Here is a 12779-nt window from a genome sequence, read left to right on the forward strand (position 1 = left end):
GGCTCTCTTTGGCAGGGATAGAAGCACTACTGGATGCCCGTCTTAGCCTTTACTTATTAATTAGTAATATTGCATTTTTATCATAATCAGCAAATAATGTCAAATACTATCATGAAAGTTCCGCAAATAGCAACAATCTTTTCGTTTTCCATTCCCTGTTTATGCTATAATGAAGGGTGATTTTGGAGGGGATTACTAAATGAAAATAGAAAAGTCGAAATATAGTGATAAATTAAAATCATTTATCCAACTGTTAAAGGACAAACAAACAGTTAAAAAAGCGCGGATCACCTACCAGGTACTCTGGAATCTTGTTCTTATTTTTATAATCGTTATTGTACTTGGTATATCTTTTGCAGGTGGTCTTGGTGCAGGATATTTTGCTTCATTAGTTAAAAATGAACCAATACGCTCTTATGATAGTATGAAAAAAAATATCTATAATTATGAAGAAACCTCCGAACTTTATTTCGCTAATGATGTTTATCTCGGTAAGCTGTACACTGACCTTGAACGGGAAGAAGTAAAGCTTGAGAATGTATCGCAAGATTTGATTAATGCTGTTGTAGCTACAGAAGACGAATATTTTTACGAGCATGGCGGAATTGTACCAAAAGCTATTTTACGTGCGGTCTTTCAAGAGGTGACCAATTCCTCCGTTCAATCAGGCGGAAGCACTCTCACACAGCAGTTAATAAAAAATCAAATTTTAACAAATGAAGTGTCGTTCGAGCGGAAAGCAAAAGAGATATTACTGGCCCTTCGACTTGAAAAGTTTTTCTCAAAAGAGGAAATCCTTGAAGCCTATCTAAATGTATCAACGTTTGGCCGTAATTCTTCAGGCAGAAATATTGCCGGTGTGCAATCAGCAGCAAAGGGTATTTTCGGAAAAGACGTAAGTGACTTGAACTTACCACAGGCCGCCTTTATTGCCGGACTTCCTCAAAGTCCATTCGGATATACACCATATACGAATGGCGGAGAAATTAAACAAAATCTTGAACCCGGCATATCAAGAATGAAAACTGTCTTAAATAGAATGTATACTGACGATAAAATTACGAAGCAACAATATGAAGAGGCCATTGCCTATGATATTACAAAAGATTTCATTACCATTCATGAAAATCCAATCGAGCAATATCCCTGGGTTACAATAGAAATTGAAAAACGTGCGACTGAGGTAATGACCTATGTTCTTGCAGAAAAAGACGGCATTACAAAAGAGAAGCTGGACGCAGATGACGTACTAAAAGAAAAATACACGGCTCTTGCGGACAGGGACATTCGACAAAATGGTTATGATATCCACAGTACAATCAATAAAGATATTTATGATCGCTTTACAGAAGTAGTTAATAACTTCCGATATTACGGAAACGATAAAACAAAAACATACACAGATCCTGAAACCGGTGAAGTAAAAACGGTTAGTGATCCAGTTGAAACCGGTGCGATTTTAATTGAAAACAAAACTGGTAGAATTATTAGTTTTGTCGGCGGTCGCGATTATAACCGTGAGCAGACCAATCATGCCACAAGCGCCAAACGATCAAATGGATCCACAATGAAACCATTGTTAGTCTATGCTCCTGCTTTTGAACAGGGTACGCTCTCACCAGGCAGCATTTTACCTGATGTTCCATTAAAATTAAATCCTGGCTCAAGCAAACCTTGGCCTACCAACTACGGGGGCGCAACTCACGGGCTTGTAACAGCCAGAGAAGCATTAGCAAAATCCTATAATATTCCTGCTGTTAAAGCCTATGTTGATATTATTGATACACAGCCTGCACAATATCTAGAGAAAATGGGCTTTACCTCCTTAACAGAGGGCGACTATGTTAACCGATCAGCGGCATTGGGCGGCTTGACCAAAGGTGTTTCTGTCGAGGAAAATACAAATGCTTTCGGTACTTTCGCTAACGGCGGTCAATTTATTGATGCCTATATGATTGAAAAAATTACCGATAAGGAAGGAAACATTGTCTACCAGCACCAAGTAACACCAGTTCCGGTATTCAGTCCGCAAACCGCCTATTTAACCTATGATATGTTACGAGATGTAATCAGCGGCGGTACCGCTACTTCAGTAAATGGACGCTTAAAATTCAGCTCGGACTGGGCTGGTAAAACAGGTACAGGACAGGACTATAAAGATTCATGGTTTGTCGCAACAAATCCAAATGTATCGTTTGGAGTTTGGAACGGCTATGATGAACCTAAACCATTAGAACTCAGTTATAAAGGATTATCATATGGTGTACGTAATATCTATCTATGGGCTGATTTAATGAATGCAGCCTATGATATCGCTCCAGAATTGGTAGATCCAAGTGAAACGCTCCCAATGCCGGAAGGAATCGTTACCAGAACCTTCTGTGCTGTTTCCGGAGGGATTGCAACTGAGGCATGCTCAAACGCCGGACTTGTACGTACTGATCTTTTCAACGCAAAGTTCGTACCTACCAAATCGGATAATAGTTTTGAAAGCGGAAGATTTGTAACAATCGGTGGTAAAAAATACTTAGCGCTCGATTCTACACCTTCTGAATTTGTCCAATCAGGGGTAATATTAGACTCTGCTGCAATTCAAAAAATGCTGGGAATCTCAGCAAACCAATTAGCCTCGTATAGCAGCGGCTTATCCAATGCAATCGTGCCAAATGCAAGCCTGAAGGACAACGGCAGTGCTCCTTCAGCTCCAGGTATTTCATTATCAGGCAGTACGATTACATGGGGAAGCAGCTCTGAATATGATATTGTCGGTTACAGAGTCTATAACGGAGGTCAAAGAGTTGGAACGATTAAAGTAGACGGGTCCCATTCATTCCAGGCAGGTATCGGCACGTATTATGTCACTGCTGTAGATATTGCCGGGAATGAATCAGCACCATCCAATTACGTGACAGCCGGGCAGCCGCCTGCAGAGCCGGTAGATTCCGGATCAACTGACGAAGCTGTTACAGAGCCGCAGCAGCCTGCAGCTCCCCCGCCTGCCCCTGAAACAGGAGAACAAGGTACTCAAGGAACAATAGCACCTCCTGCACAGTAATCGATAAGAACAAATGAAAAGCGGGTATCCCAATAGAGTGGGACACCCGCTTTTTTGCTGATTAATCTTCCATTGTCGATAGATCACCTGTTGGTAAATTAAGCTCCCATGCTTTTAACACACGACGCATAATCTTACCGCTTCTAGTCTTCGGCAATTTATCGCGGAACTCAATTTCTCTTGGTGCCGCATGTGCCGCAAGTCCCGTTTTAACAAATTGGCGAATATCGTCAATTAACGCTTCTGAAGGCTCATAGCCATCCATTAACGCAATAAATGCTTTAATAATTTCACCACGGACAGGATCAGGTTTTCCTATTACACCAGCCTCTGCAATAGCCGGATGCTCGAGGAGTTTACTCTCAACCTCAAATGGACCAACACGTTCACCGGCTGTCATGATGACATCATCTACACGGCCTTGGAACCAGAAATACCCTTCTTCATCCATATAAGCAGAATCTCCAGATACATACCAATCTCCAGGCATAAAGTAAGACTCATATTTTTCTTGATTATTCCAGATTGTATACATCATGGACGGCCATCCCTTTTTAATAGCAAGATTGCCCATCCGATTTGGAGGAAGCACGTTTCCTTGATCATCAACGATGGCAGCTTGTACACCAGGAATCGGTTTACCCATTGAACCAGGCTTCACTTCCATGCAAGGATAGTTACAAATAACTTGTGCACCTGTTTCAGTCATCCACCACGTATCGTGAATTCGCAAACCAAATACCTTCATGCCCCAACGGACTACCTCTGGATTTAGCGGCTCACCAACGCTCAAGATATGACGTAAATTAGATAAGTCAAATCGCTTCACAACTTCATCGCCGGCACCCATCAGCATCCGGAAAGCTGTTGGAGCACTGTACCAAACAGTAACACCGTAATCCTCAAGCATTTTATACCATGTCTCAGGATTAAAACGACCGCCTACGATTAAATTTGAAGTACCTGTCAGCCATGGTCCAAAAATACCGTATGCTGTACCAGTAACCCAGCCTGGATCGGCTGTGCACCAATAAACATCATCTTCTTTTAAATCAAGAACCCATTTTGCTGTTTGGTATTGCTGAATCATTGCATTATGAATATGTAATACGCCTTTTGGCTTACCAGTTGAACCAGATGTATAATGAAGCAGCATACCATCTGTACGTTCAACCCACTCTATATCAAGCTTTGAGCTTGCTTCTGCCATTTTTTTATTAAAGTCAATAATTTGACCGTTTTCTTCTACATCGTCACCAACGACAAAGATATGTTTTAATGCTGGAAGTTCATCAACAGGAATACGCGGCAGCAGTTCTTTCGTTGTAACAATCACTTTCGCTTCACTGTCTTCGAGACGGTCACGTACAGCACCTTCCATAAATGCTTCAAATAAAGGCCCAACAATAGCCCCTAGCTTAATAGCTCCTAATACAGAAAAATATAATTCTGGTGATCTAGGCATGAAAATAAAGACCCGGTCTCCTTTTTCAACTTGTGCATAGTTTTTAAACACATTACCAGCTTTGTTAGAAAGCTCTTTCATTTCTTTAAACGTATATTTTTCTATTCTTAGACCTTCATGATAATATAGTGCCACTTTATTTTTTCTGACACTTTCTGCATGTTTGTCGATTGCCTCATATGCTATATTTACTTTTCCAGTTTCATACCAGGAAAACATCTTCTCTGTTTCTGTCCAATCAAAACTATTATACACTTCCTCATAACTAGTTAGATTATAGTCTCCTTTAAAAGATGGTAATGCCTCCAATTTCATCTATCTTTTCCTCCCTTTTGTAATTTCAAATCTATTATATAACAAGTTTTAAATTTTCTCAATTTTTAAAATATTAAATATTAAAAAAATTTTTCAACATATCGATCTATTATGTCCAAAAATTATTAATAATGTAAATAGGCTATAGTAACATTTATTGCTTGAAAATTGTGTATAATGGTGTTATTACATCCTTAATTCCTTTTAATCCCAACTAATAAAGATTTATCCACCGATTTTTTAAGAGTATTAAGGGGTAGAGAATATTTCAGGCGGTGAATAAAAATTTATGGAACACAAGAAAACCTATTATTCAAAAGAATTAACAACCCCTGTTGGCATATTAATCATTGAAGGACCGATAACACCTGAGCAATTAGCGCAATATGAATTTGATCCAGGACTCATTGCCTTCCGCCCTCCAGCAAAGCAGCATCAAGCTGTTATTGAGATTGCAAGTTTAACAGAAGGCAGGATTATCATTGCCAGAATAGAAAACACCATTATCGGTTACGTCACCTTCTTATATCCTGATCCACTTGAACGCTGGTCCGAAGGAAATATGGAAAATTTAATCGAGCTTGGGGCAATTGAAGTTAGTTCACATTATCGCGGACTCAAAGTTGGAAAAGCCCTTTTAAAGGTTTCCATGATGGATGATGCAATGGAAGACTATATCATTTTTACAACTGAATATTATTGGCATTGGGATTTAAAAGGAACAGGGTTAAACGTTTGGGAATACCGAGATATTTTGGGAAAAATGATGAGTAGCGGAGAACTAGAATGGTATGCAACAGATGATCCGGAAATTTGCTCGCATCCAGCAAACTGCCTGTTGGTGCGGATAGGAAAAAGAGTAAATTCAGAATCTATACAAAAGTTCGACAGTTTACGTTTCATGAACCGATTTATGTATTAAAATAGAGATAGTAAAGGGGGAAAAAGAGATGATTGTGGAAGAAATAATGAAGACAAAGATTTTTACGCTCACAGAAGATCAACCCATCCTAGAAGCAGCGAATCTTATGCTACAACATAAAGTAAGGCATCTTCCGATTATCACGGAAGACAACCAATTGATCGGGTTAGTATCTGATCGGGATATCCGCGATGCTACCCCCTCCATATTAAGCAATCCGGAGGAACAAAAACATGTCCTAAAAAAACCAATTAAAACGATTATGACAACCAATTTGATTACTGGGCATCCCCTCGATTTTGTTGAGGAGATTGGCGCCATTTTTTATGAACATCATATTAGCTGCTTACCAATTGTTAAGGATAAGAAATTAGTTGGAATCATAACGGAGACAGATCTATTACATACATTAATAGAGCTTACTGGAGCCAATCAGCCGGCATCACAAATTGAAGTCAAAGCCCCAAATCGAGCCGGTGTTCTTAATGAAATTACAGCTGTGTTTCGTGAACAAAAGGTTAATATATTGAGCGTACTTATTTACCCAGACAAAAAGGATGAAAGATTTAAAATGATTGTGATCAGAGCGCAGACTATAAATCCAATAAGTTTAATAGACAATATCAAAAAGGCTGGATATCAAGTTCTTTGGCCAAATTTACCGGGTATCGAAAGATGAATGATGATTCAATCTTTATTTACTCACCAGATCTATTAAACTATAGATTTAATGCACACCATCCTTTTAGTCCGATTCGCTTAAAATTGACATATGATTTATTAGAAAAAAGCAACGCCATTGACAGAGAGAGTATCATCCCCCCACGAACAGCAACAAGAGATGAATTAATTCTCATTCACGATCCACAATTTGTAGATTCTGTAAAATTAGCCGGACAGGGGAAGCTTTCTTCTGAACTAGCTGAAAGCTATGGCTTTGGCACAGAGGATACACCTATTTTTCCGAATATGCATGAGGTCACTTCATTAATTGTCGGAGGGGCTTTAACTGCTGCAGATTATGTTATGAGTGGAAAAGCAAAGCACGCACTGCACCTTAGCGGCGGTCTTCATCATGGTTTTAGGGGAAAGGCGTCTGGATTTTGCGTATATAACGACATTTCTGTCGCCATCAAATATATTCAAGAAAAATATCAGGCCCGCGTCCTTTATATTGATACGGATGCCCACCATGGTGACGGAGTACAATGGGCCTTTTATGATGACCCTAATGTATGCACCCTATCGATCCATGAAACCGGGCGTTACCTGTTTCCTGGAACCGGGAATATCAGTGAGAGAGGCCAAGGAGCAGGATACGGATATTCCTTTAATATTCCAGTAGATGCTTTTACTGAGGATGAGTCATTTCTAGATTGCTATAAAACGGCCGCTTCAGAGGTAGCTGAATTTTTCAAACCGGATGTGATCATTACGCAAAACGGTGCTGATTCCCACTATTTGGATCCTTTAACACACCTTTATACATCGATGAAGTCGTTTAAGGAAATTCCGAAGCTTGCCCACAAGCTCGCCCATCAATATTGTGATGGAAGATGGATTGCTGTCGGGGGCGGTGGCTACGATATTTGGCGTGTGGTTCCGAGAGCTTGGGCATCCATTTGGTTTGAAATGACGGAGAATCGAACAAATACTGGGATTCTTCCAGAGGATTGGATGACGCAATGGCAGGTAAAAGCAGATTGCACTCTCCCATCAAATTGGGAGGACGAAGAGCAATTGTATGAACCGATTCCAAGAAAAGAAGAAATTACGGAAAAAAATAAACAAACACTCGAAAAGGCTTTGTATTCCATTCGTAAAGAGAAAAAAGCTGACTGTAACTAACCCTATGAAAATGGGGAGACCCACATAAGGGCTCCCCATTACCATGTTCAAAGTAGTCTATTTTGTTGAATTTCGTACTTCAATTCGGTGTGGAAGAACAACAATTAAATCATCTACTTCCTCTTTATTCATTAATTTAGTCAACAGACGCATCGCTACCGCCCCGATATCATATAAAGGCTGTACAATCGTCGTCAACTGCGGACGTACCATTAACGACAATCTTGTGTTATCGGATGTGATCACTTCAAAGTCATCCGGAATAACAAACCCTTTATCCTCAGCACCGTGTACGACGCCTAACGCCATTTCATCGGAGCCTACCATAATAGCAGTTGGACGATTTTGTGCTTCCAAAAGTTTTTCGAAAGCCTCTATCCCTGAATCATATGTATAATCCCCTTCCACTATTAGTTCCTCATTGTATTCAATGCCAGCTTCACTTAAGGCTCTCTTATACCCAGCAAGCTTTTTATGGATATTTATCGGATCATGTAACGGACCAATCACAAGCCCAATAGTTTTGTGTCCCTCTTCAATAAAAGTGGTTACAGCATCAAAAGCAGCCTGCTCATGATCAATATTAACTGAAGGAATTTTTCCCGTTTCTTCAATGGAGCCAGCCAATACAATCGGTACAGGAGATTTTTCAAATTCCTCCACATGTTCTTTTGTAATATTACCACTCATAAAGACAAGACCATCAACCTGCTTGCCTAGCATCGTGTTTAACAAATGCAGCTCCTTGTCTTTATTTTGGTCTGAGTTACTTAAGATAATGTTGTATTTGTACATTGTCGCAATGTCTTCAATTCCCCTTGCTAATTCAGCAAAAAAGACATTTGAAATATCAGGAATAATAACCCCTACGGTTGTTGTTTTCTTGCTTGCTAATCCTCTTGCCACCGCATTCGGACGATATCCTAACCGGTCAATAACCTCTAACACCTTTTTCCTAGTCGTCGGTTTTACATTTGGGTTTCCATTTACTACTCTCGATACCGTTGCCATGGAAACATTTGCTTCCCGAGCAACATCATATATCGTAATATTCACGTTTAACACTCCTTTATAATCTTATTTGTAATCAATTTTTAGTTGTTTATCCTCACTATCTTACTTTGTTCTAAATTTCACGAACGAACTGGTAATAATGATTCAGCTAATCAAACTTTATCAATTAATATACATATTTATGTACTTAATCATACGATAGACAACAACAACAAGCAATGTCAACTGATTTGTTTAACATTTATTTCATAATTATAGGCAATTTACCATTATTCTAACGTTATTGAATTTTAAATCCAAGAATCACAAAGAAAAAACTTCCCACTTTTTTTGTGGAAAGCTTCTCCGATTGTTGATTAAGATCTGATAAAGACAGATTTCTGAATTTCATTATAAAAGTCATCAAATTGTTTCAAATCCATTTGCTGTGCTGAATCAGACAATGCTACGGCAGGATCTGGATGAACCTCTGCCATTACACCGTCAGCACCAATTGCGAGGGCTGCTTTTGCACATGGCAGTAATAAATCTCTTCTGCCTGTAGAGTGTGTCACATCAACAAATACCGGTAAATGTGTTTCTTGTTTTAAGATTGGTACTGCAGAAATATCTAATGTATTTCTTGTTGCTTTTTCATAAGTCCGGATACCGCGTTCACAAAGCATAATTTGACCATTTCCTTGTGACATAATATATTCGGCTGCATTAATAAATTCTTCAATAGTTGCTGCAAGACCTCGTTTTAACAGGACTGGTTTATTTACTGCACCAGCTGCTTTCAGCAATTCAAAGTTTTGCATGTTGCGGGCACCGATTTGAATCACATCGATATAATCAAGGGCTGTTTCAATATCTGCTGGTGTAACAATCTCGCTAATAACAGCTAAATCATATTCATCTGCCACACGTTTTAAAATTTTTAGACCTTCTACACCAAGACCTTGGAAGTCATATGGAGATGTTCTCGGCTTATAAGCTCCTCCACGAAGAAGTTTAAGCCCTTTGGCTTTTACAGAAGCTGCAACGGCTGCAACCTGTTCGTACGATTCAACCGAGCATGGACCAAATACAAAGGAAGGATTTCCGGCACCGACCATTTCACCTTTTAAATCAATGACTGTATCTTCTGATTTTTTCTTACGAGATACGAGCAAGGCCTTGCGGTGGTCATCCTGCTGCAGTTCAAGGCCTGCTTTAAAGATCTGTTTAAATAAATGTAAAATGGTTGAATCTTCAAAAGGACCATTATTATTTTCAATAATTTGATCAAGCATATGACGCTCACGTACCGGATCATAGCGGTTTACTCCTTGTGTTTCCTTCACACGCCCGATTTCCTGAACCGTCTTCGCCCGCTCATTTATTAATTGTAATATTTGTAGGTTTTGTTCTTCGACTTTTTGTCTCAATTGATCTAACTGATTATTACTCATGTCAAGTCCGCCCCTTTTTAGTTGATCACATTAACATTAGCTTCTTTATCGACTATCTAAAATGTGATACATTTTTTATGATTACGGTTATTATATATGAATTATCAGTCATTGTCACGACTTTTTTCTTTTTTGCTTAGACGCTTTTAAGCACTAAAGTATTTATATAAACCACTAAAGAAGGTGCATCCTCTTGGAAGAACAAAAGAAGCTATTTGCTTTAGACATTGGTACCCGCTCTGTTGTCGGAATCATATTAGAAGAAGTGAATCAGCAATCTTATCAAGTCATTGATATCTTAATGATAGAGCACTCGGAGCGGGCTATGCTTGATGGACAAATCCATGATGTAGTAGCTGTTGCCAATATTATTGCTGATATAAAAGAGAAACTTGAAAAAACACATGGACCGTTAAAAAAGGTAAATGTTGCCGCAGCAGGAAGAGCATTAAAAACAGAACGTGCGACTGTAACCGTCAATATCGCTGGAAAACCTATGATTCAAAAAGAAGATATCCTTCATTTGGAGTTAAGTGCCGTTCAACAGGCTCAAGCGGTTGTAGCCGAGAATCAGCAGAACCATGAAAACCATCACTATTATTATTGCGTTGGCTATTCTGTTTTAAATTATAAACTTGATCATGAGGAGATTGGGAACCTAATTGACCAACAAGGTAATGAGGCTTCCGTTGAAATTATCGCTACCTTTTTACCAAGAGTGGTCGTAGAGTCTTTAATCGCTGCTCTACATCGAGCAGATTTAGAAATGGAGGCACTGACCCTTGAGCCGATTGCTGCCATTAATGTACTCATCCCTCCGTCAATAAGGAGATTGAACGTCGCCCTTGTTGATATTGGTGCAGGAACATCCGATATTGCCATTACAGATATGGGAACTGTCATCGCATATGGAATGGTACCGATTGCCGGTGATGAAGTAACAGAGGAAATCAGCGATCAATACCTGCTGGATTTTCCGGTTGCAGAGCAGGTAAAAAGGGTATTATTGACCGAGCCTAGTCTTACAATTACAGATATTTTAGGTTTCAAAACCGAGGTTTTCAGGGAAGAAGTGATTGCCAACATAACACCTGTTATTGATCACTTAGCTAAATCGATTTCTGATGAAATTTTGCGGTTAAATAATAATAAAGCACCGAAGGCAATTATGCTTGTTGGCGGCGGCAGCCTGACTCCTAACATTACACAAGCACTCGCTCAAAATATGAATCTTCCTGAAAATAGAGTAGCGATTAGAGACTTAAATGCCATTCCATCTGTCTCGATTGCCGGCCATATTGATAAAGGTCCTGAATTAGTTACTCCGATTGGAATTGCCATAACGGCACAAAAATCACCTGTCCACTACCGAACTGTTTACGTCAATGAACAGCCGGTCCGCCTTTTTGAAGTGAATAAATTAACAACGGGCGACTGTCTGCTTGCAAGCGGAATTAAATTAAATAAGCTATACGGCAAACCTGGTATGGCCATGATCATTTCTCTTAATGGGCAAAATATTACGATACCAGGCGGACATGGGGAAGCACCCTTATTATATAAAAATGGTGCCTCAAGCAGTCTTGATGATCCAATCAAAAATGGCGATCAGCTGGAAGTCATCCCAGGAAAAGATGGAGAACAGCCGGTTGTCTATATTAAAGATTTACTGGATGGAATTCCGCAAAAAACGGTTACGATCAATGGAACAGCATACACCGTATATGCGCAAGTTACATGCAATGGCCTTCCCGCTGATACAGAAAAACAGATTTCTGACCGTGACCATATTGAATGCAGGCTCCCAGAAACCATCGAACAATTACTTACCAGTTTGAACCTGCAAACAGAACTCGATAAATTACGTCCCTTTCATATTAATCTAAATGGCAAGGAAACATTTATTCCTCCTTTTTCAGGAAAACTATTTCGAAATGGATTAGAGGTGAAATTAGGGAGTACCTATGAACATTTAGACGCTATCATCATCGAAAACAAAAAACAGCCAAAAGTGAGAGAACTGGCAGAGGTGAAACAAATTCTGCTTTCACAAAGCATCCCTGTATCTTATAATGGCAAACCGCTTACCATGACGAAAAGATTAACAGAGTTCAAAAGAAATCAAGTTGTACTTTCAGAGAATGATCTTATTTTAGATGGAGACCACATCGTTTATGAACAAAGAAAAATGGAACCGTTCATCTTTCAGGATTTATTTCATCATGTTCAAATAAATCTGCCACAAAAAGCAACAGGCCGATTTACATTATTAAGAAATAATCAACAAACAACTTTTTTCGGAAAAATTGAACCCGGAGATGATTTAAGTATTGTGTGGCCCGTTACTAAAACGTGATGACGAAATAAAAAAGCATCCAGTGGATGCTTTTTTATTTCGTGTGCTCTAATGAATCAGCTAACGACTTCTGATTAATATTTCGGTGTGAGGCATTCCAGACAGCCTTACTCTTAGTGAAAAGAATCGCTTGTGGTGACTCATGCTTGATTTGGAATGTCTCAGCAATATAATTGGATAATGGGCGTGCCTCTTGAACAGTTAAAAAGTATGTAGGAACTGCCTGTTGTTCGGTTGTAAATGTTTCATATTCATCATATGCAGCCTGACTGATCGGGCATGTGATACTATGTTTTAAAACAAAAAGAGCCTCTTCTTTTTCTAATGCGTGATTGAATTCTTCTATTGAACTAAGTTTAATCATTTTTTTC

Annotated in this window: 9 protein-coding genes and 1 other annotated feature (1 of these 10 only partly in view); of the genes, 5 read left to right on the plus strand and 4 right to left on the minus strand. The window is 39.2% G+C overall.

Annotation, left to right across the window (positions count from 1 at the left end; genetic code table 11):
• Positions 1-53 (minus strand) — a binding site (T-box leader) (it extends 194 nt beyond the left edge of the window).
• 146 nt (positions 54-199) lie between these two features.
• The gene (locus tag R4Z09_RS23405; protein ID WP_338449130.1) at positions 200-3055 is read left to right on the plus strand and encodes a transglycosylase domain-containing protein; all 2856 of its coding nucleotides are present in this window, start codon (positions 200-202) and stop codon (positions 3053-3055) included.
• Between the two features lie 61 nt (positions 3056-3116).
• Here the strand turns inward: R4Z09_RS23405 and acsA are convergent, their stop codons facing one another.
• On the minus strand, positions 3117-4835 hold the full coding sequence (acsA, locus tag R4Z09_RS23410; RefSeq protein WP_338449131.1) for an acetate--CoA ligase: 1719 nt from the start codon (positions 4833-4835) through the stop codon (positions 3117-3119).
• Between the two features lie 289 nt (positions 4836-5124).
• On the opposite strand from acsA, the gene R4Z09_RS23415 reads away from it, so the two are divergent.
• From R4Z09_RS23415 to R4Z09_RS23425, 3 genes are read left to right on the plus strand one after another with little or no spacing between them, the layout of a single operon-like run.
• The gene (locus R4Z09_RS23415) at positions 5125-5757 is read left to right on the plus strand and encodes a GNAT family N-acetyltransferase (protein WP_338449132.1); all 633 of its coding nucleotides are present in this window, start codon (positions 5125-5127) and stop codon (positions 5755-5757) included.
• 28 nt (positions 5758-5785) lie between these two features.
• The gene (locus R4Z09_RS23420; RefSeq protein ID WP_338449133.1) at positions 5786-6436 is read left to right on the plus strand and encodes an acetoin utilization AcuB family protein; all 651 of its coding nucleotides are present in this window, start codon (positions 5786-5788) and stop codon (positions 6434-6436) included.
• Entirely contained in the window at positions 6433-7605 is a 1173-nt protein-coding gene (locus R4Z09_RS23425) for an acetoin utilization protein AcuC (protein ID WP_338449134.1), read from the plus strand. Before R4Z09_RS23420 ends, R4Z09_RS23425 begins: the two co-directional genes overlap by 4 nt.
• Positions 7606-7662: 57 nt before the next feature.
• On the opposite strand, the gene ccpA is transcribed toward R4Z09_RS23425, so the two are convergent.
• Both ccpA and R4Z09_RS23435 read right to left on the minus strand, forming a co-directional pair.
• A complete protein-coding gene (gene ccpA, locus R4Z09_RS23430; protein WP_338449135.1) occupies positions 7663-8661 on the minus strand; it encodes a catabolite control protein A in 999 nt (332 codons plus the stop codon).
• A 314-nt stretch (positions 8662-8975) separates the two neighbouring features.
• Positions 8976-10052, minus strand: coding sequence for a bifunctional 3-deoxy-7-phosphoheptulonate synthase/chorismate mutase (locus R4Z09_RS23435; protein WP_338449136.1), 1077 nt, complete (start codon positions 10050-10052; stop codon positions 8976-8978).
• A 193-nt stretch (positions 10053-10245) separates the two neighbouring features.
• On the opposite strand from R4Z09_RS23435, the gene R4Z09_RS23440 reads away from it, so the two are divergent.
• Entirely contained in the window at positions 10246-12408 is a 2163-nt protein-coding gene (locus tag R4Z09_RS23440) for a cell division protein FtsA (protein ID WP_338449137.1), read from the plus strand.
• Positions 12409-12442: 34 nt separating this feature from the next.
• Here the strand turns inward: R4Z09_RS23440 and ytxJ are convergent, their stop codons facing one another.
• The gene (gene ytxJ / locus R4Z09_RS23445) at positions 12443-12772 is read right to left on the minus strand and encodes a bacillithiol system redox-active protein YtxJ (RefSeq protein ID WP_338449138.1); all 330 of its coding nucleotides are present in this window, start codon (positions 12770-12772) and stop codon (positions 12443-12445) included.
• Positions 12773-12779: the final 7 nt, after the last annotated feature.

The sequence above is a fragment of the Niallia oryzisoli genome, assembly GCF_036670025.1.
GTDB classification, from domain to species: domain Bacteria; phylum Bacillota; class Bacilli; order Bacillales; family Cytobacillaceae; genus Bacillus_BD; species Bacillus_BD oryzisoli.

Coding starts and splice junctions, on each gene's coding strand:
- R4Z09_RS23405 (WP_338449130.1), top strand. CDS start 200: ATGAAAATAGAAAAGTCGAAATATAGTGATAAATTAAAATCATTTATC.
- acsA (WP_338449131.1), bottom strand. CDS start 4,835: ATGAAATTGGAGGCATTACCATCTTTTAAAGGAGACTATAATCTAACT.
- R4Z09_RS23415 (WP_338449132.1), top strand. CDS start 5,125: ATGGAACACAAGAAAACCTATTATTCAAAAGAATTAACAACCCCTGTT.
- R4Z09_RS23420 (WP_338449133.1), top strand. CDS start 5,786: ATGATTGTGGAAGAAATAATGAAGACAAAGATTTTTACGCTCACAGAA.
- R4Z09_RS23425 (WP_338449134.1), top strand. CDS start 6,433: ATGAATGATGATTCAATCTTTATTTACTCACCAGATCTATTAAACTAT.
- R4Z09_RS23435 (WP_338449136.1), bottom strand. CDS start 10,052: ATGAGTAATAATCAGTTAGATCAATTGAGACAAAAAGTCGAAGAACAA.
- ytxJ (WP_338449138.1), bottom strand. CDS start 12,772: ATGATTAAACTTAGTTCAATAGAAGAATTCAATCACGCATTAGAAAAA.